This is a genomic window from Spirochaetota bacterium, assembly GCA_017999915.1.
Taxonomy (GTDB): Bacteria; Spirochaetota; UBA4802; order UBA4802; family UBA5550; genus RBG-16-49-21.
In genome coordinates this window covers 17799-43174 of the sequence record JAGNKX010000015.1, presented here as the reverse complement: position 1 = coordinate 43174, position 25376 = coordinate 17799, and the positions used below count along the sequence as shown (strand labels likewise).

Sequence of the window (25376 nt, the reverse complement as noted above, 5' to 3'; positions counted from 1 at the left end):
GCGATCTGTCAATCGCTATTTTGACCGGCCCAATGGGCCCGCCTTCGTAAATGTTCGCCCGCTGCGATAGTCACGCTCCATGGGAAGAGCCTCGGGTTTCCAGGATGCTGAAAACGGTGATCGATACGATGATAATGGCCCCGCCGGCAACGGCCCATTCCCCGGGGCGTTCGCCCAGGGCAATGAATACCCAGAGAGGATTAAGTATCGGCTCAATGACCGGGATGAGTATCGCGTCCAGGGCCGGAACGTGCCTGATGGCGCGGGAATAGAGAAGGTATGAGAGGCCGAGCTGGAACACGCCGAGCAGCGCCAGGGATATGATGCCGGGCATCGGCGGCAGGGGCGCTGACATGCGGGGCGCGCAGACAAGGACCGTGAGGAGGTTGCCCAGAAGGATCGATTCGGTGGGAGAACCGTGCTTCTGCATGCGCAGGCATATTATCATGAACGCCATGGTGACGCCGCTGGCCAGGGCGAGCATGTTCCCCCGGAAGCCGTCGGGCGTAAGCCGGTCGAAAAAGAACAGGACTATTCCCGCCATGGCTACGACGACCATGATGCCGGCCCGCCGGGAAACCCTTTCCTTCAGGATCAGGGCGCCCAGCAGCGCCACATACACGGGGCACACGTACTGCAGCACGATGGCGTTGGCGGCCGTCGTCATCTTGTTGGCCAAGACGAAAAGTATGACCGTGGCCGAGTAGAAAACGGCGCCGCCGATCAGCGGAAAGGACCACGCGAGGCGGGGACGGCGCAGGTACGCCATCACCACCATGGCGGCGATGGCGCTGCGGGTCCCGGCTATGGCGAAGGGGTCCCAGTCGACGGATTTGATAAGCAATCCGCCTGTGCTCCAGAGAACGGCCGCCGCGATCAGCATCGAGACCGCCCTGCCGCGGGAACTGTCAGCGGGCCTAACTGTAAGCATTTGATCCAGCCATTTCTTTTGATCCCCACATTCTCCAAACAGAAAAGCAATAATGGATATTACCGCTGGCCGGCGCAAGGAGTTTTTTAATTTGTCGAGGCACGGGCGTTGTAACCGGACAATCCCGGCGGATAAATTTATTCCTTGATTATTTTCACCCTTCCGGAACAATGTGAAATAATGTGCCGGGCTATAGATTGAAGGATCCCATGCAACGCCTTCACGGCTCAACCGCCACGGCGGATTCAAGGCCCGGCAGAATCATACAGTGACCCGGAGAAGATAGATGCCTGCTAAAAAATCATCCACGAAGCTCATAGTCGTCGTCCCCGCCTACAACGAGGCGGAGCGCATCGGCGACACGATCAAGGCGCTGCGGGCCATCAGCGGAAAAATGAAGAAGCAGGAAATTGATTTTCAGGTATACGTGGTGGATGACGGATCGAAAGACGATACGCGCGCCATTTCCCAGGCGGCCGGCGCGAACCGCATCCTCCGCCATAAGATCAACCAGGGCCTCGGGGCGGCCATCCGCACCGGCCTCACGGCCGCCGAAAAGGACGGCGCCGATATCGTTATCAAGTTCGACGCCGACCTCCAGCACGATCCCAATGACATATTCGACCTCATCAAGCCGATCCTCGAGGACTCGGCCGACGTGGTCTACGGCAATCGGTTCAATCGCATCGAGTACCGCATGCCCATGGTTCGCCATATCGGCAACAAGGTCTTCACCGGCCTCATGCGCTTCCTCACGGGATGGCCGCTGAAAGACAGCCAGCCCGGCATTTTCGCCATCAACCGTGATTACCTGAGTGTATTCAGCCTTCCCGGCGACTACAATTACACGCAGCAGATCCTTCTCGATTCGTACCACAAGGGGATGCGCTTCGCCCACGTGGACGTCAGCTTCAGGAAGCGCGTCACCGGGAAATCCTTCATATCCCTCAAGTACCCCTTCAAGGTGGGGTTCCAGATCCTCATGGTGCTGGTCATCGTCGAGCCGATGAAGATATTCGGGACCATCGGCCTTCTGTTCCTGTCCACCGGGCTCATCGTTTTTCTCGCGGAGCTGGTCCTCTACATCCTGGGGTACAACCTGAAGCCGGTCGTTCACGTCAACGCGGTGCTGGGGTGCCTCTTCATGGGGCTGCAGACCTTCTTCTTCGGCCTCCTGGCGGAGATCATAAAAAAAATAAGCCGCAACCGGTGACGCGCGGCAGACCCATGGAAGACAACAGGCCGGCCCCATCAACTCCCGATGAGATAATACGCGAGCGAAAGCGGCGGATTTTCAGCGTCAAGACCCTGGTCTTCCTCGCCTTGTCTCTCTTCCTGGTGTGGTTTCTCCTCCGGAAAATCGATTACCGGCGGACCTTCGAGACCTTTCTCCTGGCGCGCATCGACCTGGTTTTATACTCCTGTGTTGCCTACACCTTTGCCAATATCTTCAAGACCCTGCGTTATTCCCTGCTGCTGAAAAGCCTGGGCCTCGGATTTTTCGATCACTTCACCGTTTCGAGCTACCAGAACTTCTTCAACCAGATACTGCCGGCTCGCACCGGAGAGCTCACTTTCGTGTATTACCTGAAAAAATTCAGCAGCGCCCCTCTTAGCACGGGGCTTCACATCCTCCTCCTGACCCGCATTTTCGACTTCATCGTGGTTTCGGCCTTCTTCGTGGGCTCGCTCTTTTTATACTACGGCAGGCAGACGTCGGGCAACCTCCTCATGGCGGGAATTCTCTTTTTCATTTTCTCCGTGGTCATGCTGTTCAATCTTAAATGGGTGGTCATCCTCTGCGCAAAGGTTTTTTCCGTAACGGTGCGCACCCTCCGCATCGGGTCAGCCGGGATCGTTAAAAGGATCGAATCGAAAATCGACCCCATTGTCGAGGAATTCTCCCGGTTCGAGACGATGCGGCACATTCCCGGCCTGGCCCTGTCAAGCCTGCTCGTGTGGACCGCGCTGTATCTTTTTTCCTATCTCACCCTCCGGGCCTTTGGCGTCGACATCGGCCTCCTCCTCTCGGTCGCCGGTTCCACCGGGGGAGTTCTCGCCAACGTCCTGCCCGTCAACAGCTTCGGGAGCTTCGGAACCCTCGAGGCGGGCTGGACCGCCGGGTTCGTCCTCGTCGGCGTGTCCGCCCAGGACGCCATCACCACCGGCTTCGGCTATCACATCATAAACTTCATCGTGAGCGCGATACTGGCGCTATTGTGCCTTGCGGGGCAGAAGGTCAGAAAAAAATGACATATGTCCGCCCGATAGGCGCTTGCGCGCCTATCGGGCGGAGGGCGGACATAAAAAAGGCCCCTGCGCTCGGCAGGGGCCTCCGTTCATTCGATATTACGATGCTTCGGGCTATTCCGCGGCCTCTTCCTGGGCGGCCTTGATGTTTATCTGGGCGATCCCCAGCTTCGCCAGCGGAATCGCGAAGGGCGAGCAGGAAACGTAGTTCAGGCCGGCGTCCATGCAGAACTGGATGTTTTCCGGAGCCGCGCCATGCTCGCCGCAGAGACCCAGCTTGATGTCAGGCCGCGACAGCCTGCCCCGCAGGGCGGCTATCCCGATGAGCTCCTTGACCTCTTCGCCGAGATACTTGAAGAGATTGGACTTCATCAGGTCGAAGAGGGAATAGCTCGGGAAGAATGAGTTGGAATCGTCACGCGACAGGCCGTAGGTGGTCTGGGTAAGGTCGTTCGTGCCGAAGCTGAAGAACTCGGCGTACTGGGCGATCTCGCCGGCGCCCAGGGCGGCGGCGGGAAGCTCGATCATGGTCCCGACCTTGTACTCGAGGTCCTCGATGCCGTATTCTTCGACTACCTCGTTCTTGATGTCCCGTATCCCCTTGACCTCTTTACCCTCGATCTTCTTTCCGTTCTTGATGAACTTGATCTCTTCCTTGCTCATGACTATGGGGATCATGATCTCGGGCTCGACCTTGTGGCCTTCCTTGCGCAGCATGCAGGCGGCCTCAAAAATGGCGCGGCACTGCATCTCGTATATTTCCGGGAAGGTTACGGCGACACGGCAGCCGCGGTGTCCCAGCATCGGGTTCATCTCGCCAAGCTCCTCGCACCGGGCCTCGATGTCGGCCCCCTTGATGCCCTTCTCCCGCCCCTGCATGTACTGGATAAAGATCTTCATGCTCTCCTCGTTGCGCGGCAGGAACTCGTGAAGCGGCGCGTCCAGGAGGCGGATCGTCACCGGCTGGCCCTCCATGATCTTGAAGAGGTCATAGAAGTCGGACCGCTGCATGGGAAGCAGCGCCTTCAGCACCTTCCGGCGCTCCTCCTCGTTTTCGGCTATGATCATTTCGCGGAACTTCATGATCCGCTTCTCGTTGAAGAACATGTGCTCGGTGCGGCAGAGGCCGATCCCCTTTGCCATGAAGTCCTTGGCTACCAGGGCGTCGCGGGGCTGGTCCGCGTTGGCGCGCACGTTGAACGCGCCTATCTGCTTTTCAACGATTTCCATGAACTCGAAGAGACCGTTGCTCTTCCAGTCCGGCTCGATCAGGTCCACCTTGCCCATGAACAGGGTCGGCGCCTCATAATAGGGAACGTTCATGGATACGTAATCGCCTTCATTGACGGTCTTCCCGCCCAGGGTGAAGCTGTTACCCTTGATTTTCATCTCGGGCTGGACCATGGCGACCTTGCCGAGGCTTCGGGCCACGACCGGCGCGTGGGAGGAAAAACCGCCCTCGCAGGTGATGACGCCCTGGGCGACCTCGATGGCCTTGACGTCCTCGGCGAAGGAAGCCGGCATGACAAGGATGAGCTTGGTATCGCCGCCTTTCATGATGGCCTTCTTATGCTCCTCCAGGAGCTTGGGTGTCGAAAAGAATACCCGGCCGATGGCGGCTCCGGTGGATCCCGAAATGCCGCCCTTGATAAATTTCGTCCCCTTGATCGACCGCGGATCGATGACGGGGTGCAGGAGCTCGTTGAGCTGGTTCGGCTTGATCCGCTCAATCGTATAGGTATCTGAGACTATTTTGCGCTTGGTCAGGTCAAGGAGCGCCTTGATCTGCGACTGGGTCGATTTATCGTCGACCTCCTTCTGCTCCACCAGCCAGAAGTCACCCTCTTCAATGGTGAACTTTATCTCGCGGATCTCCTTGAAGTTATCCTCGATCTTACGCGCGATTTCAGTGAAATGCGTGAAGTGCTTTTTCTCTATCTTGTTGATTTCCTTGGCCTTGCCTTCCTGGATGTCAAATTCGCTCTGGCCGAATTCTCCCTGTATCTCCGGATCGCCGGTGATGATGTTCCTGGTGTAGTAATTGCCGGCATAGGAGTTGTCCCCCCAGTTCCCGTACACCATCACCTGCACCATGATCGACAGGGAATTGTCGACGTCAATGGCGGAGTCGCAGTACCTCGACGAGGCGCCCTTGATGATAAGGCTCAGCTGATCGTACACGTCTTCGCTGAACTTGTCGCCGAAGAGCTTCTGGTAGGCTTCGATGGCCTTTTTGGTCTCATCGAGGCTTGCCTTTTTCGAGATCTTCCCCTCTATCAGCTTCAGCTCCTTTTCGTCGATTTCGTAAATCTTCCGGGCCATATTCCTGAGGAGGAACAGGTATTCGCCATAGGCAAACTCCTTCCCGGTGAATTTGCCGAAGGCCTCCACCGTCGTGGCGTTCATACCTATGTTGTGTATCGATGGGAAATGGGGCACGTTCAGGTCCGAGCTGAGGACCGCCTTCAGCATGAGGGGCTTGTCTGCATCGCCGTATTTCTTTTTCATGTCTTTTTCAAGCTGGCCGATGTAGGTGCTCAAAATCTCTTTCACGTTGATCTGGGGCAATTTCTGCGTGAGGACCGAATCGATGATGAAGCCGGGCGCGATCGGGAGGCCCATCTTGGCAAGATCAACGGCCCGTCTGCCGCGAATGCCGAGCCGCTGCCGGACCTTTTCATCGACTTCTTTGAGGTTTTTATTAAAGTATACTATATTTTCCATTTTGAATCTCCTCTGAATTTGTAGATGATTTCACAAGCCTTAGAAAAGCCTCAGCACCTGTCCCACGCCGATCTTCAGGAACTGCTCGAACCTCGGGCTGGCTCCCTCGTAGAGGTATTTCTGGAGCTTTGACACTCCCTTGATGTTTTCCCCGGCGACCTGGAAGAATATGGTATCGCCATGTTTCACCTTACCCCACTTGAACAGGGAGTTTATGTCATTGACCAGCTCGCTTCCATGGAATATGTATACCTTGAGGCTAGGGAAGGACGTGGTGTAGCTCTCGACGATCTTTTTCCACGCCTCGACGTTGCCGTTATGGAAGAGCTCATTGGAGACTTCCACCGCGTATTTCGGCGTGATATTTGCAACCCCCTTCCCCGGCTCTTCGGCCCTCTTCTCTTTTTTGACGACGGGCTTTGCCTGGACAACGGTCTGGTCGATGAAGGCCTTGTTGATGAAAACATCCTTTCCGGACAGCATTTCCTCAAACGTGTTGATCGCAGCCTCTTCGATCTTCTTATTTTCCTCTTTTAGGAATTTAACATATATAACCATCAGCTGATCATTGTGAAGCTCCCTGACGCGCTCCCAGTTTTCGGGGTTCTTCGGGTTGATCAGGAAAGTCTTTCCACCGGGGTTGTAATAGACGCACACGATGTCAAGGGCAGTCCATTTCGCCGTTTCATCCGCTATTTTCTGAAACTCGGTGACCGGTTCGACTATGTTGTATGAATCATAGGTGTAGCCGTATTTATCCCGTATTACGGAACCAACGATCGGCAATATCTGATCTTCCGTGATCTCATTGGCATCGAGTCCGCTGTTTATTACGTCAGCAAGGTTTCTATTGGTCTCAATTTCATCGACTACTTCGGTCACTTTGTAGAAGTGCCGGAGGGCCTTGTTGAAATTTGCTTTGGAAGCCAATGCGAAATAGGTGCTCTCCATGGTTGTACTCCCTTATTACGAGTTTTGCTGGGGAAGAAATACCGGTTCCGAAGCGATAATCGTATCCCTACGGCACGAAGAAGGATACAGGCGCCAAGGAGCCTCAGTATTTTTAAATCCCCGTATGTTGATAATATAAAATTAACATTATTAATTGCAAGCACTTTGTACGGGTGAAACGCAATAAATAGGCCGTTACATCCGGACATATCCGCAATTATATTTAAATTTATGTATACAATAAAAGAGGCCGGCTCATCAGAGCCGGCCTCCCGGTAGTACCCTATGTTCTTGTTTGCATCTTACAGTTCTTTCAGCCCCGATTTTTTCGCAGGAGATGCGGTTTTCGATTTCGGCGACAGGCTTACCGTGCCGCTGATTTCACCGGGCTGAGCAGCTTTATATGCCTCTTCAATAACGCTCTCGCTGCTATCAGCAGTTGCGAAGGACTGATCGATATCTTCGCGCTGTGTGGACCGGCGCCGCGTGTACTGTGCGAAGGCGGCATCGGTGAATCCCTTCGATACGCCGTACAGGAATTCATTCAGCACGTTCGCCATACCTTTCAGCATGTACTGCTTTCTCTTGATCGTCGCGATGTCGATGTCGAGGATCAGGCCCGGCTGAATGTGGTGCGGATTCACGCGGTAGGTGAACTCGTTGAACCGCTTGGTCAGGAAATTGATCCGCTCGTCCAGGATAACGCGCTCTACCGGGTTCTGGAACCCATGCATCTTCGAGAGCATGTCTGTGAGATAGTTCAGCTTGTTCTTCAGGTTGACGATCCTGTTCTCATAGGTCCGGTTGTTCTTCTCAACGAAGGAGTCTTCCGGATACATCTCGCCGATTTCGTTCCAGAGTATATTTTCCGGGTCCTCTTCGCGCTCTTTCTTGGCCCGTTTCCACTCTTTGGACATGATCCTGGCTGACAGGTCATCGAAGTCTTTCAGGGAACGGAACCGCTTCTTGGACTCGTAATAGCCGTGGCAAACGTCCCACAGCATCTTGATCTCCGTGGAGAAGGAATCCATCTGCTTGTCGTATTCTTTCTTCTCGACCTTGAGCTGATTCTGATCATAGTATGCAAGCCGCATCGCGTACCGCTCATCCGGAAGGATCGACGTATCGGTATCCTCATATTCACGGATATGGCATACACGGGCGTTCTTCATGTTGTTGCACACCTGGTAGCCGAGCTTGCTGGTGTCGAGGATCGAGGTGATATTGTTGATGGCCGTGTTGTAGCCCCGGTTCCGGACGTTCTCCTCGTCGATGATGAACTTGATGTTTTCCCTGATGTTGAGGGGATCGAAGTCTTCCACATCGATCTCGGCCCTGAGACCCTCGATCTTGTCGAGGAACTTCTTGGCGAGGATGGTGTAGCGTTTCGATTTCTCGTCGTCTTTTTCGTCATCGGTGAAGTTCTCGATCCGCTTGATCTTTTCAAACATTTTTTCGCTTCCGGTAAGCTCGCGCTTGCCCTGGTCGACCAGCTCGTCGTTGAAGGCCTGCACCTGGCGGTCAATCAGGTCCTGAACGTGCTTCTGGATGGCGTCTTTAAGGAGGTTTTCAACTGTCACCTGATAGTGATACATCGGGCTGATGAGCTCGCTTTCAAGTACGTTGATCGAAAGCTTTACATCATATACATACTTGGGCCGATATTCATTGTCTTTGAAGACGCATTTCAATATTGCGTATGCGTTCTGGCCGCGGACGAAGGCGCCGATGTCGGTTTTCTGGCGGAGTATAGAGTTGGTCTCGGTCTCAAGGTCGTTGACGCCCCGCTGAATATGACCCTGAAGGTGGCCATACATGTTAATCATGGACTTTTCAATTTCACCGGTGTGGAACTTGTCCGGTCCGGCGATCTTGTCCATGAGCTCGATCACTTCCCTCGGCGTATACCGGGCAAGGCCGCGGAGCTCTTCCTTGTCGACGAAGTCCCGGACCTTTTTCATGAACTCGTCTTCCATGGTTACCGTGTAGCGGTTGAACATGTTGACGTAGGTCTGGTTTATGTAGTTATATAATTTTTCCTTTAAACCGCCCATGACATCCATTTTCACCAATACATCCTCGGGCAGTCTCGTCAGGACCTGATTGATGACCCGATCCGTGGTCTCGTTTACAATCAGTCTTTGTTCTGCAATTTTATCACGGCCTTCCTGCGCGTATGATTCGTGGGAACCAACGGCATTGGGGATGGTCGGGTGAAACTTGTTTGGACTTTTGGGAAATTGTGTAAAACCCATTTATTATTCCTCCTTAATTTCGCAACGCTTTTAATTCATGCTTTATGTGCGTCTATTCAAATGTAATTATATATATTGATCAAATTGTAATATAATAGTATTGAAGAATATTCTGTCAAGATTTATTTCTAAAAATTCTTCAACACGTACGCTAAACAATATCGTCCCGTTATGTTCTTTCTATAATAAATATTTTCTCAAGTCACCTGTCAGGACGCGAAATACTTGAAAGTATAATTGCCCACCTTAAAGATATCGCCGTCTTGCAACAGTCCGTCCGCCTGGCGGTTCACCATCTCGACCCTGGAGCTCTCACTGTCAACCAGTTTCATCCGTACGGTCCCCTCATGCCTGACGGCCTTGATCATTATGGGCTTTTTGATGCTGATATCCCTGACGTTTACGAGGCACCCGAGTCCCTTGCCGATCATTATTTCCCGGGAAGGCTTGCGCGCCAGGTCAAAGCGCTGCATGTAGGGCTCTATGATCTCATTGTTCCAGTACTCGAGCCTGCCCACGACCTTGAGATCCGCCAGCCTCTTCACGAAGAAAAGTATGGCCAGCACGAGAAGAATGCAGGCGCCGGCAATAATGATCGGGATAAGGACGCTCCTTCCTTCAGCTTCTCTTTTCTTTTCGTCCTGGATCAGCTCCTCTTTTCCCTTTTCCGGCTCTCCCGTCTGTATAACCTTCACGTTGTCCGATATGAGGCCAAGATCCTTCTCCATCTTTTTCGCGGCTTCGCTTTTCATTGCCGGAGAGAAGCTCAGCACGTATACCCACAACTTGGACTTCTTGCCGTATTTCTTGGCGAATTCCACGAAATCAAATTTTTTATCTCCCGGTGGGGGATCGTCGATGGCGTCCGTCATTATGACGATCTCGGTCTGACGTCCGTCTTTCTTGTCGATATTTTCAGCCGACTCGAGGACTTTTGTTATCATTTTAAAGGTATAGGTCCAGAGGCCGGTCGCCTCGGTCATGGTGATGTACTTCTTGAGGATATCCCTGTCATTGTCATCATCGATTATGACCGTCGGATATATCTTCACATCTGTATCGAAGGTCACGAAGGTTACCCGGTCGCCGTCCTCCACACGGTCGATATAATCGCTGATGGAGCGCTTGACATCGTTCAGGATGTCCTTTCCGCCGGCTCGGCCGATCATGCTCATTGAAGTGTCAAGGACAAGGATGAGATCTTTGCTTTGCCTCGCCAGGCAATTCACAGCCGCCAGTGTAAACTGGGCCGCCAGTAACAGCACAATGAGCGGCGCTATAGCTTTACATGATTTTCGTCCCAAAATAGTTCTCCTCATGTTATTTTAGGTACTTCCAGATTCATCAACACCCGGTTATCCCCATGGGATATTACTATTGGGGGAAAACAACAAGCGTCTAATGATTAAGTATTCCGGGCAAATGGACTTCCCCATCGAATAGGTCAATAATAATATGAATATTTGAATATATGTCAAGAATATTAATCGAATTATACAAAATTTAATCTCAATAGGGAGCTGTTTTTATCCAGAATTTTTAACTGGCGGTATATCAATATAGCCTTATTGCAGGCATATTATGTCAAATAACAAGACAAAAACATAAGAAAACCACCGGTCTGTTATATTTTGTCTTATAAAGCAAAGCAGCGCCCGGAAAAAAGCCCTCCCACGAGGGCTCAGACTGTTTTTTGTAATGCTATGTGCAGCCTTAAAATTCGTTATAGATCACTTCTTTTTTGACATAATTACGGAAATCTATGGCGCGGTCTTTTTTCATGTCAAGGTATTCATTCATGAGGATAAAAAACCACATGAAGGTATCTTCGTTTGTTTCCAGGGCGATAAAGCTTCTTTTCTCACGCCAGTTTTTAACAACAATCCCCTTGTGCAGCACCATGAGTATATCCAGCTCGTACTTGTACTCGATGTTCTTGGAAAGATAATAATTAATGATGTCGTTTTTCAGTTCCTGGAACTCGTATTTTGTCGAGGAGACGATGACAAAGGAGGGTATATGCATGGCCTCATCCTCCTCGGAGCCCGCGGCGAAGGTGTTCAGCTTTTTTGCCGTTGCTATCTTGCCCATCGCCTCCACCAGGGAGTCCTTGTTCAGGGTCTGGACCACGTGGATCAGGCCGTATAGCAGCTCGCAGGGAACATATCCTCCCATGATATTAACGATATCAGGGCAATACTCGTTATATATCACCAGGTCCGCGCCGTCCGGCGAAAAGCCGGCGGAATCAATGGGCTTCACGGGACCCACCTTTAAATGCGAGGGGATGATGCGCGACAGGCTCTCCTGCAGGTGACGCAGGTCGATGGCGCCCTTCGACGATCCCTTGCCTTTTACCGGCGCTTCCTCGTCGGCCGCTTTTTTCTTGATCAGCTTTTTATCAAAATCCTTGAAATATTTCAACAACATTGCCACCACCTCGGTTACGTTACTATTGATGCGGCGGAGCCGCCGATGATTGATGAACGATATGCGTGAACGACAATGGCCCGGGAGGGGTTCACCGTCAAATATGATGAGATACGCCATGCGCTCAATGATGTCAATGATTAAATTCAAGAATTGTCCCGAATAGCTTTATGAGAGCTCATATATGGGGTCGGGCTATCCCGCTCGTCCGCCTCGTATAAGCAGAGCCAAATGCGACTTCCTGTCGCGGCTCTGCACTCGGACATCCTGTCCAGCGCACCAGTTGACTCGGCGGAGTCGGCGACGTCATCCGCTATCCTGGTCGCATATTACTGCCAGGATGGCAGGAATGCCGCGAAGGGCACGGATGCCCGGGAGCGGCCTCGCTGGGATAGCCACGACCCCTAATTTAATAAATTAACATTAGGTGACAAAAAAGCTTTTCCACGATTTTCATCATTTTAATTACGTATTAATATAATGTTTCGGTGAACCACGTTTTTTCAGAAATAATGAAAAAAAATTTGTTGATAAATAAAGCCGTGATTACCTTATAGAAAGCCGCCTGCGCTGTTGGTGATAGGAATTATATTTTTTTGAACCTAAAGCTTTTTAGGGATCCCAATATTTGGATGTAGCGGTCACGCCCCTCCGGGGAAGGCTAAACCATCCGTGCGGGAACCCACCTGGTATCAGGTTCAAAAAGCTTTCCTACACGGCAGCGCGGGTTTTTTTATCTTCTCCGACCCCGAATTATTATTGCCATGGGCCACATCATTATACTATTTTGATTTCAATTATAGATGTGTCGCCGTGCCAGATTCATCGAAATGAAAGCTTGCGAATAAATTATTGATTACCAAGGACCATGATTGTGAGACGGTATCTCTTCACGGTTGTAACCATTATCGCGCTGCTGGTCGCCTCCTGCGCGGGCGCGGCTCAGCGGAGCGACAGGAGCGCCGCGGACCTTGAATCGGAGCTGGCCGTTCTTAAGAAACGGGCCGCCATGCTGGAAAAAAGAAACTCCCTCATCGAGGCGGAAAACGCCGATCATAAAGAGACCATCAGGCGGCTCAGGAACGACTACGCCGTGCTTAAAAGCCAGTCCGACGGGAAGATCAAGGATCTCACGGAGATGAACGCGCGCATGAAGGCGGAATTCCTGGAGACCTCCAATCGGCTTGCCGACGAGTACAGGAAGAAGGAGAAGGCGCTGATCGACAGGCTCGTCCAGGCCGAGCAGGAATGGGCAGCCATGGAAAAGAAGCTGAATGAAGCCATCGCCGGCCTCGAAAAGAAGCTCGCCGAAAGAAGCGAGGAGCTGACGCGGAAGGAGGCATCCCTCGGGACCCTCCAGGCAGCGGCGGACCAGATGAAATCCGAGCTTGCCAAAAAGGAGGGGGAGATAGCCCAGGGCGAGAAAAAGAGCAGGGAGCTTCTCTCGGAAATCGAAAAAATGAAAACCCTCCTGGATAAAAACGACGCCGCGCTGAAAGATCGGGAATCCTCGATAAGCTCTCAACGGAAGGAAATAGAATCGCTGAGCTCATCCCTGAAAGAAAAAGGATCGGAGATTAAAGACCTGAAATCAAAGCTGGACTCCCTGGAATCGAAAAAGTCGGACCGGAAATGAACGGTATCCATGGCAGCCTTATCCCACAGATATGACACGGCGGTCATGAAACGCAGGAGATGGATGACCGGCGCGTTGCTCCTTGCCGGGGCGACCCTCTGCTTCGCCCTTCCCCGCCCCGCCGCGCCCGCCGAGCCGGTAACGCTCCTTCTCACATCCAACCTCGAGGGACGCTTCATCCCGGACATAGACGGCCAGGAGACGCGGGACCCGATGCTCCTCCTCGGCCAGTCCATCGTCATGGAAACCCGCAGGACAAAGGCGCTCTACTTCGACCTGGGAAACTCCTTCTATCCCGGCGTGCTGTCGAAGCATAATTACGGCGGCTCCATGATGGACTTCTTTTCCCACCTCCGGTGCCGGTCGACCCTCGTTTCGTCCATGGACCTCCGCGTCGGCGTGTCCAGCCTCGAGTTCCTCCAGGGCCGCGGCGCCACCGCCCTCCTCTCCGCGAACATCCTGAGGGACAGATCGCCCCTCTTCACGCCCTATATCATCCAGGAGCTGCAGGGACGGCGCGTGGCCTTCGTGGGACTTTCTTCGAAGAAGATACTCATCGATATCGCCGAAAAGAACGTGTACCGGATCTCCATCGAGGACGAGATCAAGGCGCTCGGCGGCGTCGTCGCGGACCTGGAAAAACAATCCGTGACCGACATCATCCTCGTCTCCGGCCTCGGGTACCGTGACAATATGAGGATCCTCAGCGCCTTCCCCGCCGTCAGGCTCGTGCTCTCCGGCGGGGACCACCGCGGCGTGCTAACCGGCGGCAGCGTCGTGCGCCTCGACCTTGCCGACCGGCGCTCCATCATCACCGTGCCGCCCGACATGGGGTACTGTCTCCTGAGGCTTTCCCTGGAGGGCGGCATCACCGTATCGGACGTCCAGTTCAAAAAACCGGCGCACCACGCCGTTGACGACGAGGGGTATAACGATTTCCTGGGCAGGCTTACGCAGTGGAAAAAACAGTTCGCCGCCGAACAGGACATGGCCCTGTCCAGGATCGACAGGCCGGTCCGCCTCGACCAGAAGCGGACGGCCCATCTCCTCCAGGATTTCTCCGAGGCCGAGGTGGCGGTTGTGAAGAACAACACGGTAAGCCCCATGGACCTGGCCAACGATACGAGGCTGGTGGACGTGATTTCCGCGGTCCACGACAACTACGCGGTCTACACCTACCGGCTCTCCGGGGAGGACATTACCGCGATCCGGCGCCTCCTGGAGCGCTATACCGTGACCGGCTTCGAGGACCGCCTGATCCAGGGATACATCGTCATGCCGCGGAGGAAATACCGGGTGGTGTCGACCCAGACTGTCTTCGAAGAGATCGAGAAGGCGCTCCAGAAAAACATCCCCTTCAAGAACACCTGGAAAACGATCCCCGACATCATCATCGGCGACCTGAGGGGCCGCAAGGCCCTCCTGAATGAAAACTTCCTCTACCTCGACCGGCGCTTCAGGCACATGATCGACCTCTATTTTTCCGCCTACTACGAGGCGTCGCGAATCATAGTGGACAGGACCGTGAAGATCCCCGTGGGCGAGACGTCGAAATCATACACCAAGTGGGGCGTCGAGGGCAGGATCGACTTCATCTTCTACAACCGGCACCACATGATCACGGTGACGCCCTACATCAATTTTCTGCGCCAGGACAGGGACTATCTCAAGAACCTGGTGCGGGGCACCGTCGCGTACATGCCCAACGTCCACCGCATCGTCAATCCCTACGTCAAGAGCCAGCTCGACACGGTGCTCATGCCGGTACGGGGCGCCACGATGCCCTCCAAGGTGTCGGACTATGACACGCTGAACCAGTTCATACAGTACCGGAAGCTCCTCCGGCCGGTCACCATCAGGGAGACCGTTGGCATGAACATCCGGACAAAATTCCTCACCGGCACCTTCGGGTGCGGTATCGAAAAATACATCCACGAGCCGGTGAGGCCGGTGGTGTTCGGTTTCGAAATGCTGGTGAACATGAGGTACGAGTTCCTGAAAAATCTCACCTACAACCTGAAGCTCGACCTGTTCCTGTCGCTGATCGGCGCCAAGGGCAAGAACAAGGAAAGCAACTATTTCCGCAACGAGCTTGAGAACGCCGTCACCATCAGGATGAACGACATGATCGGCGTATCCCTCAAGCACCGGTGGTATTTCTATCAAAATATGAGCGACAAGCGGCGCTACTCCAACTCGCAGATCATCACCTCCTGCGACGTGAGGACGGATTTCAAGATCTAAACATCACCCGCTTGATCACTCTCGCGCTGTTTTCCACTACCGCACCCGGCAGGAGCACCGATTCCGCAATAACTGCTCCATCGCCGACAACGCATTCTCCTCCAATAACAGACCTTGTTATCGAGCAATTATTGCCGATGCGCGCCGTCGGAGCGATGGCGCGAGGCCCCAGGCCGGTGGCGCTTGTAACGGCGTTTCTGAAGCCTTCGTCCATATTGAGCAGCGCCATGTTGGCCAGGCGGTATGACTCCATGGAGCCGATATCGTGCCACGGGCCGCTGTGATCATGACATCCCAGGGCTTCCTGCTTCACCAGGTCAATGAAGCCGTTTTCGACGATATCGGAAAAGCCATGCTTGAGATATTTGAATATCTCCGGCGTGAACGCCGCGATGCCGAGAAAGTCATGGCCAGGCCTTTCCTCGACCGGAAGGATCTTACGCAGGTTGACGACGCGGCCGTCCCGGACCGTGACGCGACTGTCCGGCCCCGCGCTTCCGCTCACCAGAAGGAAGCCGTCCATCCGCGAAGCATTAAAGGATGATATGAATGACCGCAGGTCAATGGGCGCGATGATATCGCTGTTAATATAAAGAAAGGGTCCGTGTTTAAAATGTTCCCGGCAGTTCTCGAGGCCGCCGCCGGTGCCCAGGATGGTTTCTTCTATTGAGAAGACGATATTCAGCCCGAAGTTGTTGTTCCGGCGGAAGAAATCGACGATTTGCTCCCGGTGATAATGGACGTTGCAGACAACGTCGGTTATACCTGCGTTTTTAACGAGGGAAAGGGCATAGCAGATGGCCGGGACATTCATCACCGGCACCAGGGGCTTGGGCATGGCGTCGGTGATGGGGCGGAGGCGCTCGCCGAAACCGGCTGCGAGAAGAAACGCTTTCATAACGTTATAAAATCCCGGACCGAGGAAAGATGTCAAGAAGAGTATTAATTTAGCCGCGGTGTCATCCTCTCCCCTTTAAGAATTGCCGAAAATGCCTTCGGGTCCCTCACGCAACCGCGGTCCTCGGGCATTCAGACTTATGAATGTATCGCAGAATTTTTATGCATCAGCCTCCCGTATAGAAGCCGGTCTGTTCCCCCGTAGAATCCAGAAGATCATCCCGCTTAATATCGCGGCGAAAAAGCACCAGACTGAAGTGACAACCTGTATATAAAAGACCACTGACACCACGCAGGCCAGGAACATGCATACTCCTAGCCAGCGAATTCTATTTATACTTGAAACAAACAATGGTACGATGGTAACCGTCACATAAATGAGAAATGCCGGTATCTCGAACATTTTGGGGAACGTACCGTCATAGTTTATGTGGCAGTCAACGAGCTGGGGATTAACAGGGAAAATCAATAAGCAACACGAGTAATACAACGCCAGGAGTGCACCCAATGCCACCACTATGCGCAAAATTGTTTTCCTTTTTCTGTTCTCTTCCATCAGGGATATTGATAAAGGGATCATTATCGGCCAAACAATATCAGAAAATAAAAGAAAGGCATAGGTGCTGATTTTTAAACTAATGAAAGTATCGGGCTGCGTAAATGCGATCCATACGAATCCTTCGGCAAACTGCTGAATTGCAAAAAGAAAGGGAATACTTGCAAATAACCTTTGCGAGGGTTTATGTACCTCTTTAGTTGTTGCGACTCCGGCAACAGTTAGTACCGCGCCCGCCGTAAAACTGGCGCTTGCTGAGAAACACATAATTTTCATCCTCCTTGGTGCGATCAATGCAAATCGGTCTAAATTATTAAAAATGATTGCGTTCGTCAAATCCGTGTCAATCATATTTCGAGCATTCAGTAGAGACCATTTAATCGAATGAATTCTACCCCTTTATCACTAAGCCCCTTTAGAAATGCGGATGCTTTAATAGTCCTATATTCTCAAGGCATTAATAAACTCCAAAATATAGTTGCTTAATTATCCAACGTTGCTCATCATCTACAGGTGAATCGGCACCACGCACCGCCATGAAAAAAACATCAAAATACAACGTCCATCCCTTCTTTATCGATCTGGCCAGGATGTTCAGCTCGGTAAGCATCATGGGACCGCCGATGAGCGATAAACTGGTCGCAATGATCTCCCACCTGTTTACCCTGGAAGAAGCACGTGTCTGCAGGCACCTGTCATTCATGTATCCGAAAAGCGCGTCGCGAATCGCGCGGAAATCTGGCATTCATCCCCGCGCGATCATCCCGCTCCTTGAAGGAATGACCAGTAAAAGAATAATCATCACCATAGCCGGCAGATACATGCTCTATCCTCTGATACCCGGCACGTTCGAGCATATTTTAAGGACCGGTGAAGGCGGCGAGTGGCATGCCGCATACGCGGAGCATATCAACGGCCTGGTCGATTCAGGCTATCTGCGGGACTATTTCAGCAGGCCGGTCAACGCCATACGGAATATACCCGTACGGCAGGAAGCGCATGGGGGGAGCGTCATCGCCGACAGCGACCTCGTGTCGGAAATGATCGATGCACACCGTCATTTCGCGGTTTTCCACGCCTGCCCCTGCAGACACTCGATGCGCCTGACCGGCCATGAATGCAAACGGGCATCGGCGGATGAAGGATGCCTCACCTTCGGCGACTACTCTCTGGGCATTGCAAAGGAGGGGAACGGCCGCATTGTCATGAAGGAAGAGATGATCGATATCGTCGCCGAGAGAAGATCGAAGAACCTGGTTTTTTTCACTTCCAATGTCCTCCCGCATTTTCCAACGGCCATCTGCACCTGCTGCGACTGCTGCTGCCGCGCACTGAAGATCCATAACAGTTTCAGCCGGTACCTGGTGGCGCCGCCGTGCGCGGTCGCTGTCGTTGACAGGCAATTGTGTAATAACTGCGGAAGGTGCGTCGCCGTCTGCAACACCGGCGCGCACTCCCTTGAAAACAGACTGCATCGTTATGACCGCGCGCTCTGCGTCGGGTGCGGCAATTGTATCGCTTCGTGCAATCGGAGGGCCATCGGCCTGGAGGAAAACGCGTCATATCGTCCTCCCGCCCCGAATTACGTCAAGCTGGTCATGAACATGCTGCCGCCTGTGGTACTGATGGGCGTTAAAGTTAAATTGAAGAGATTTTTCTCACGAAGCTGACTGCATAAATGTAATTGATCCTCCGCGCTTCATGGTTGGAGCGTCGGCTCCCGGCGGATTTCGACGAGTATTGCCTGCCGGCTTCCGGAACCGGCGTAGAAAATTCCTGGATGTTACCGGCGCCATTCTTTAATGAACACCTCCCCGTCGCGCCTGCCCAGGTCATAGGTCGTCTGCAGTCCCTCCGGAGAGGTATAGTCCCATTTCGTAATGGGTATCGGCTCCGAAGGCTGGACATAGGTGCGGCCCGGGATATTGATTATTTTTTCCGGGGCGTACTGCCTTGTGAGCATGAGCAGCGCTTCTCCCTGGAAATCCCGGAGGGCCATGATCGGCACATTGTCCACAAGGCCGCCGTCAAGGACCGTCCCGCCGTTTCTGAACATGATCGGCACGAAGGGAGGTGTGCAGGAAGACTGGAGAATAAGGTCCGCCAGGTCATCGGGCGTTTTACATTCGCTTACCGATACAACCTCCGGAATGAATCCGAGCTTCATGGACCACGATGAATGCACCGGAAAAACGATCTTCTTTTCTATTGAATATGTCATAAATCCGACAAAGGTCGCGGACCTCGGCCCGAGCCACTTCGGGGGCCTTGCCAGGAGGATTTTTATATCATGGTCATTCTTCAATTTTTTCAGGGCCTGCTCATCCATGAACCTCAGGACCGTATCCCTGTACATATCATAATGGGGGAATGAAGGTTTGCCGGTGAAGAGATTGCGCGGATAAAAATTCTTTTCATTGTTCCCGGTTATTTCCTTAAAATATTCCAGGCATTCCGTGGCCTTTCCCGCATAGACCATGCAGGCCATTGCCGCTCCGGCGCTGACACCGGCCACTACCGTTGGCTTTATATTGAGCTCAGGCGCCGCAATCTCGAGGAAACCCACCTGCCAGAGGCATCGGGTCCCTCCCCCGGCGAAAACAACCGCGTCGAAGGACGATTGTTTTGCATTCCTTGATTTATCAGTCTTTTTATACCCGGTTTTTTTTCCTGAATTCGCTGGCATTGTCGTTACCTGAGAAATTGTATCCCCCAAAAACCCCTTACATGAAATAATTACTCGAGTCAGGCGTTTTATAATATGAAAAAATTACAACGAATTTGATATCTCATTTTTTCGACCTGATAAGTGTTATATTGCATTGTTCAGCTCAAAAACGAGCAAAACATGGTGCGCTGATCAGGATGATCGAGTGCAGAGCCGCGACAGGAGGTCGCGAATAGGCTCTGCTTTTGCGTAAAGCGAGGATGGTCGCCGACGTGTTTTTGACATCCTATCAACGTCGGCACTGCCAACCTCCAGTTGGCAGCAGATGGACCTTCCGCAGCAAAATAACCGATTATCAAAAACTAACATACGAAACTAGTAAAAAATGAGATGTCAAATTCGCTTATATCATATTTAATAATAAAAACGCCTGACTCAAATAATTACGAATTCAGGCATTGTAAAACAATCAATCCTTTTTTACTTATAAGCACTGAAAATTATCATCACCCTCAGGGCACAATAAAGGCCCGTTTCAGGGACTCCACTTCCGCAGTCCTCTTTTCTTCGGACCATCCCAGCTCCGCGGCGGCGATCCCGGAAACCGCCTCGATCACCGCGCCTCCGGGATCCCCCAGGCATCCCATTCCGGTGCGGCGGAAAAAGATATCCTTCAGCGTTTTCGCCATTTCGTTCCTGATGGCGAATGCCGCCTGGGCCATGATCTCGCCATCCTCGTTGACAGACCTGGCCAAATCCCCTGCAGACCGCGCGATATCCAGAACAGCCTCGTAATCCCTGCCGTAATGGCGTATGAGGAAATCAATGGTATTCTCCCCGAATTCCCCCCGGGCCTGTTTCTCGCCGGAAATAAACTCCTCGATGCTGGGGATATCGCACCCGTAGAGATATTCCCGGTGGGATAGGCTGGGCTTAGCGGATTTTTTCGCCTTTTTAGCCGCCAGCGCGAAAATCTGCCGGGCAAATTCCCGGCTGGTCGTGTATTTGCCGCCCGCCGCGGATATGAGGCCGTGAATGCCATCCTTTTCATGGTCGTGCATCTCGGAGCGCCGCGACGCGTTATAGGTGTCGTCTGTCTCTGTCTCTGCCAGGGGACGGAGCCCCCCGTAGGAAAAGAGCACATCGTTCTTCGTGAGCGGCTTCTTCAGGGCGGCCGCACTGTTTATCACGTCAAGGAATTTCTCCACGCTTTCCCCGCTCACCTTCCAGTCGTCAACGCTCCCGTAATAGGGCGTTTCCGTGGGACCGATCAGGCTGTGGTTTCGCCAGGGAGCGAAGCTGAAGTGCCCGTGATCTCCCACGTAGAGGACCATGGTGTCCGTCAGCTTCCGCGTCACCAGGTAGATGCCTTCGGAGCGCATTTTGGGCAATGGCGTTTTTGTTTTACTGTTCCCGTTCAGGAGCTGCTGGGTCCAGGGACCGGTGGCGTTCACCGTGACAGAGGCCTTCAGCTTCATGGTTTTGCCCGTGATCCTATCCAGAACCACGGCCCCGACGACGGTATCATTCTCGATCATCAGCTCCTTTATTTCTGCGTAGTTGGCGATTTTCGCCCCATGGGACGCCGCGGACTTGATGAAGGCGAGGGTCAGCCTCTCCGGGCTCAGGCAGAGGCAATCATAATACAGCACCGCGCTTTTAATCTCCTTTTCGCCGCTTTCAGGCATGTTAGCGATCGCCTCGTCCCGCGACATGGACCGGAATCCCGGCATGCGCTTGCTCCGGTCCCATACCCGGTTCCGGTCGAACGAGAGAAGGTCGTAGACGAAAAGCCCCGCCTTTACGACCAGGCCGGCGTTTGGCAATATGATGGGAAAAGGGTACACCAGGTTGGGGGCAATGTTGGAAAGGATGCGCCGTTCCTTCAGGGACTCCCGAACAAGTCCCACCTCAAGCTGCTGCAGGTAGCGGAGCCCGCCATGGATGAGCTTGCCCGTGGCGGCCGAGGTGGCCCCTCCGAAATCGTCTTTTTCCACGAGGGCCACCGAGTACCCCCGGCTTGCCGCTTCGTAGGCCAGGGTCGCCCCGGTGATGCCGCCTCCCATGATGAGGCAGTCAAAGGCCTCATCTTTATGATGTTCCGTGAATCTGTTCAATGTAATAGTGTTCATCATCCTATCCTCGATATGATAGCGCGGATTTCCGTCCTGAGCCTGTCCCGCTCGCTGTCAATGTCCCACAGTCCCAGGCGCAGCAGCAATATGGAGAGCCTCCACGCGTTAATCTCCTCCATGGTCATGCCTGTCATTTTTCTATACTCTTTCAGATAGCCGCGGAGTATATAGTTACGGACAATATTATAGAAGATCAATTTCAGCTTCGGGGTTCCCGGCCACAGCTCCGCGTCGTGCATGAGAAAATAGGTGTACGCCACATCGGCGGCGGGATTTCCCCGCGCCGCGGTCATCCAGTCGATAATGACGTATGAATCTCCCTGCACGAGGACATTTTCCGGATGAAAGTCCATGTGAAGGATGGCCGAACCGCCCGGGAGGGCGTCAATGAGCGCGCCGGCCCTCCCCTTTTCCTCTTCACCGAGGAAGTCGAGGGGTTTGAGGTCAAGCATAGACTTCGCAAAGGACCTGATCTCTTTCAGGGACTCGCTCTTTTTCCCGTGTAGCCCGGCATGGAGCTCCGCCAGCTTCCGGGGCAGGGAAAAAAAGGCAGGCAGGCTCTTTTCAGATAACCTGGTAAGGGATACGCCTTCCACCCTGTCGAGGACTATGCCGACGCGGTTCTCAATGGGCACCTTTTCGTAGCACCTCATGCCGCATACGCCCCGTCTGTCCGCCTCGCAGGTATTTTGGAATTCACTCTCAATCTCCGAGGGAGAGAAACCGGCGAAAAAAAGCTTTATCACTTTCCCGGGCTGCCAGGGATAAATCTCTGCGGAACGCCCTATGGCGATGGGTTCGGAAAGTTGAGAGAGGGTTTTTGGCTTTTCCATGTAATTCAGCTCCTCCAGGCGCGGTATCTTAATAAAAGTAACATCTGTTACTTTTATTAAGATACCAATACCGGCAAAAAAAGTCAATAGGGCGGATGAAAATATTGACTTTTTTTCAACATATGTTACTGTAACATTTGTTGATTAAATATCCCCAGGGAAGCGAAAGAATGCCCAGGACAGCGGCGACGCCGGAAAAAATCGAACAGATACGAAACGATATGATCAATGAAGCCATATCCCTTATCAACGAGGCCGGCTTCGCCAATTTCAGCATGCGCAAGCTGGGGAGCAGGCTCGACGTGACGGCCAAAACCATTTACAATTATTTCACCGACAAGGACGAGCTCTATCTCCATATCCTCACCAGGGGCTTCGAGATGCTGCGGCGGTCCATGGAAGAGGCCGCGGCGCCGTTCAGTGACCCTTCCCGGCGGCTGCAGGCCATGGCCCATGCCTATGTGCGGTTCGGCATCGGGAATCCCTATTATTACAACGTCCTCTTCAACCTCGACCTTCCCCGGTTCATCGACTACAGGGGCACAAAGCATGAAAAGCTGGCCGATTTCGAGAACCGAACGGCCCTCGCAATAGCCGCGATGACAAAACAGACCATCGATACGATCACGAAGAGGCGATCCCGCGGAGAATCCCGGGAAGCGCTGTACTACCTGATGAAGCTCTGGAGCATTCTCCATGGCATCGTTTCCCTCAATAACAGCAGGGTCACCATGGAGGTGGGAGATTTCGAAAAGGTCATAGCCAGGATGGTCGATGACGCGGTGAAGAGCCTCTTCTCAAGGCAATCTGAAAAAAAGCGCTAGTTCAGTGACCGAATATCCGGAACAACCATGATCTCTCGCGGTGGCGCTGAGACGCGGAGATATGGTGAACATTACGCGGCGACCCCATGCCTCAACGAGAACATGCGATTCCACTTCAAATTTAACTTGCGTTTTCAATGAATGATCTCATATTATCTCTACTATAATCCTGTGGCTCTGGAGGTGAAAAAATGTGGGATGCATCGAAGTGCGATCTCTGCGGCGATTGCCTGGTGAAGTGCCGATACGTCGATTACGACAGGGAGCGGGCCGTCAGCGAGATAACGCTTCTTAAAGAAGGGAAACCTGCCGGCATCCTGGATACCTGCGTCACCTGCAACGCCTGCTTCCAGTACTGCCCCACCGGGGCCGACCCTGCCAGCCTCATCTACAGGATGCAGGAGAGGTTCGGGAGCCCCATTGCCGTGAGCTTCAAGGCCTTTACCGATTCAGTGAAAAGAACGTTTGAAAAAGGAAGCAGCGACTTCCAGGTGATCGAGGGCGACCCGGGCAGGCCCGCCCTCTCATTCGACTCCTTTACGTTCAACCAGTTCCCGGAAGGCACCCTCGACAGCAGGATGTTCAAGGGCATGACCGTGGTCAGGGGAAGAAAGTATGTATCCCTGGTCGGCATGGCCCACATGGGCGGCGAGAGCCTGGCGGAACGATACGGCCGGAAGGTAATCGACGCGTTCGCGGAGCTGGGCAAAGACATCGTTTACGTCCATAACGAGGGATACATCCTTGCGCACATCAAGGCCAGGGAGCTCGGTATCGACGTGCCCTACCGCTACACGCACCTGTTCGAATACATGCGCGACTATCTTAAAAATAACCGGGACGACATCAGAAGGCTGAACAGGAGAGTTGCCTACCAGCCGAACTGCGCCGTCCGGTGGCTGCCGCAGCAGGACGCCTGGCTCGACGAGATATTCGGGCTCATTGGCGTGGAGCGCGTATCAAGAAAATACCAGGGCGTGGACGCCCTCTGCTGCGGGGGCCCCGCCCTTTTCGTGAACAGGGAACTCGCCATGGCCATGCAAAACGACAATATCCGGGACGCCATCGACAGCCATGCCGAGGCGCTGATTACCATCTGCCCCATGTGCGAAGCCGTGCTGCGGGAGCCGACAGCCAAGGCCGGCCTGCCCAAGATATTTATCACCGACCTGTGCCGCATGGCCCTGGGAGAGATATCGTGGCCCGCGGGCTGAACCGTGGCGCATCGTAGACAGCTCTTTAATATTTCATTATAGCGTTGAATTCCCATCCAAGGAGAGTGAATGAAATGAATAACCATGAACTTAAAAGCATAGCGCATTCGATTCTTTCAATCTTCATGACCATGATAGTGCCGTTGCTTTTGCCGGGAGCCGTTAAAGCCGAAAAAATAGACCACCGTATCGATTACGGGAAGTACCTGCAGATGACGACAACGGCACAGAGCGGCCTGAAAATGAGAGAGGAGCCGTCAATGCGCGGTAAAGAAATAACGACCATACCCGTTAATACAACAGTCTATCTTGAAAATGTCACCGATAAAAGTATGGACCTGTCCGGGGTTAAAGGCCATTGGGTTGAGGTCCTCTGGAAAGAAAAATCGGTCCGCGGCTATGTGTTTTCCGGGTTCTTAAAAAAGAAAAGTGTACCCGGTTTCAGATTCATGGACCAGTACCGCCTGATTTACTCCGGATATTACGCTGAAGGGGAAGAAGCCGTAATCGATATCGGCGGCGGCATATGCCCGGATGATATAAAACAAGGCGGCAACAGCCTTGAATTCTCAGAATCCCTTCCTCCCGCGTTCTCCCTGAAATTCACACTATCGGGAACAGGTCAAAAAATCGCCTTTGGAAAAGACGGCTGCGGCGAGAAATGCTATCGACTCACAATTAAAATATCGAAGTATGCATCGAAAAAAGTCAACGAGGAGCTAAGAACGGATATCACGGGAAGCATCGTGTCTATGAAATCCATTAAACCAAATGAATGCCGTTCGTACATTATCGAATGACCGGCATCCATATCACAGGAGGACAGGA

The 25376-nt window shown here is 53.0% G+C and carries 19 protein-coding genes and 1 other RNA gene; 9 read left to right on the top strand and 11 right to left on the bottom strand.

All coding sequences use genetic code 11. The features are described 5' to 3' along the window. Positions 1-70: 70 nt before the first annotated feature. On the bottom strand, positions 71-931 hold the full coding sequence (locus KA369_19355; GenBank protein ID MBP7738141.1) for an EamA family transporter: 861 nt from the start codon (positions 929-931) through the stop codon (positions 71-73). Between the two features lie 286 nt (positions 932-1217). On the opposite strand from KA369_19355, the gene KA369_19350 reads away from it, so the two are divergent. Together KA369_19350 and KA369_19345 are read left to right on the top strand one after the other, a co-directional pair. After that, complete coding sequence (locus KA369_19350) at positions 1218-2144, top strand: glycosyltransferase family 2 protein (protein MBP7738140.1); 927 nt, start codon at positions 1218-1220, stop codon at positions 2142-2144. 14 nt (positions 2145-2158) lie between these two features. Then, entirely contained in the window at positions 2159-3184 is a 1026-nt protein-coding gene (locus KA369_19345; GenBank protein ID MBP7738139.1) for a flippase-like domain-containing protein, read from the top strand. Positions 3185-3295: 111 nt separating this feature from the next. Here KA369_19345 and KA369_19340 read toward each other — a convergent pair whose 3' ends face one another. The 5 genes from KA369_19340 to KA369_19320 form a co-directional block, all read right to left on the bottom strand. Next, complete coding sequence (locus KA369_19340; GenBank protein MBP7738138.1) at positions 3296-5905, bottom strand: pyruvate, phosphate dikinase; 2610 nt, start codon at positions 5903-5905, stop codon at positions 3296-3298. Between the two features lie 39 nt (positions 5906-5944). After that, positions 5945-6856 carry a hypothetical protein gene (locus KA369_19335; GenBank protein ID MBP7738137.1) on the bottom strand — a complete coding sequence of 304 codons (912 nt, stop codon included), beginning with the start codon at positions 6854-6856 and terminating at the stop codon, positions 5945-5947. Between the two features lie 302 nt (positions 6857-7158). Next, positions 7159-9111 carry a cytochrome C oxidase subunit II gene (locus KA369_19330; GenBank protein ID MBP7738136.1) on the bottom strand — a complete coding sequence of 651 codons (1953 nt, stop codon included), beginning with the start codon at positions 9109-9111 and terminating at the stop codon, positions 7159-7161. Positions 9112-9320: 209 nt separating this feature from the next. After that, a complete protein-coding gene (locus tag KA369_19325; protein ID MBP7738135.1) occupies positions 9321-10415 on the bottom strand; it encodes a VWA domain-containing protein in 1095 nt (364 codons plus the stop codon). A 409-nt stretch (positions 10416-10824) separates the two neighbouring features. After that, the gene (locus KA369_19320) at positions 10825-11691 is read right to left on the bottom strand and encodes a hypothetical protein (GenBank protein ID MBP7738134.1); all 867 of its coding nucleotides are present in this window, start codon (positions 11689-11691) and stop codon (positions 10825-10827) included. Between the two features lie 409 nt (positions 11692-12100). Between KA369_19320 and ssrS the strand changes: the two genes are divergently transcribed. The 3 genes from ssrS (at position 12101) to KA369_19305 (ending at position 15421) form a co-directional block, all read left to right on the top strand. After that, positions 12101-12275: non-coding RNA, 6S RNA (gene ssrS, locus KA369_19315), on the top strand. 140 nt (positions 12276-12415) lie between these two features. Further along, complete coding sequence (locus tag KA369_19310) at positions 12416-13177, top strand: hypothetical protein (GenBank protein ID MBP7738133.1); 762 nt, start codon at positions 12416-12418, stop codon at positions 13175-13177. A 45-nt stretch (positions 13178-13222) separates the two neighbouring features. Further along, the gene (locus KA369_19305; GenBank protein MBP7738132.1) at positions 13223-15421 is read left to right on the top strand and encodes a hypothetical protein; all 2199 of its coding nucleotides are present in this window, start codon (positions 13223-13225) and stop codon (positions 15419-15421) included. Here KA369_19305 and KA369_19300 read toward each other — a convergent pair. Together KA369_19300 and KA369_19295 are read right to left on the bottom strand one after the other, a co-directional pair. Further along, positions 15411-16319, bottom strand: a complete 909-nt coding sequence (locus tag KA369_19300; GenBank protein MBP7738131.1) for an NDP-sugar synthase — start codon at positions 16317-16319, stop codon at positions 15411-15413. The two genes, KA369_19305 and KA369_19300, sit on opposite strands and share 11 nt — an antisense overlap. Before the next feature lie 159 nt (positions 16320-16478). Beyond that, positions 16479-17225 (bottom strand): hypothetical protein, encoded by a 747-nt coding sequence (locus KA369_19295; protein MBP7738130.1) that lies wholly within the window; start codon positions 17223-17225, stop codon positions 16479-16481. Positions 17226-17410: 185 nt separating this feature from the next. Between KA369_19295 and KA369_19290 the strand changes: the two genes are divergently transcribed. After that, positions 17411-18544 (top strand): hypothetical protein, encoded by a 1134-nt coding sequence (locus KA369_19290; protein ID MBP7738129.1) that lies wholly within the window; start codon positions 17411-17413, stop codon positions 18542-18544. 113 nt (positions 18545-18657) lie between these two features. On the opposite strand, the gene KA369_19285 is transcribed toward KA369_19290, so the two are convergent. The 3 genes from KA369_19285 to KA369_19275 form a co-directional block, all read right to left on the bottom strand. Further along, positions 18658-19560, bottom strand: coding sequence for a patatin-like phospholipase family protein (locus KA369_19285; GenBank protein ID MBP7738128.1), 903 nt, complete (start codon positions 19558-19560; stop codon positions 18658-18660). A 494-nt stretch (positions 19561-20054) separates the two neighbouring features. Further along, the gene (locus KA369_19280; GenBank protein ID MBP7738127.1) at positions 20055-21674 is read right to left on the bottom strand and encodes a glycerol-3-phosphate dehydrogenase/oxidase; all 1620 of its coding nucleotides are present in this window, start codon (positions 21672-21674) and stop codon (positions 20055-20057) included. Beyond that, on the bottom strand, positions 21674-22510 hold the full coding sequence (locus KA369_19275) for a phosphotransferase (GenBank protein ID MBP7738126.1): 837 nt from the start codon (positions 22508-22510) through the stop codon (positions 21674-21676). The genes KA369_19280 and KA369_19275 overlap by 1 nt, the downstream gene beginning before the upstream one ends. Before the next feature lie 170 nt (positions 22511-22680). Between KA369_19275 and KA369_19270 the strand changes: the two genes are divergently transcribed. The 3 genes from KA369_19270 (at position 22681) to KA369_19260 (ending at position 25348) form a co-directional block, all read left to right on the top strand. Beyond that, positions 22681-23334: a TetR/AcrR family transcriptional regulator gene (locus tag KA369_19270; GenBank protein MBP7738125.1), complete on the top strand. Its 654-nt coding sequence runs from the start codon at positions 22681-22683 to the stop codon at positions 23332-23334. 191 nt (positions 23335-23525) lie between these two features. Next, positions 23526-24548, top strand: coding sequence for a (Fe-S)-binding protein (locus KA369_19265; protein ID MBP7738124.1), 1023 nt, complete (start codon positions 23526-23528; stop codon positions 24546-24548). 74 nt (positions 24549-24622) lie between these two features. Beyond that, positions 24623-25348, top strand: coding sequence for an SH3 domain-containing protein (locus KA369_19260; protein ID MBP7738123.1), 726 nt, complete (start codon positions 24623-24625; stop codon positions 25346-25348). The last annotated feature ends 28 nt before the right edge of the window (positions 25349-25376 follow it).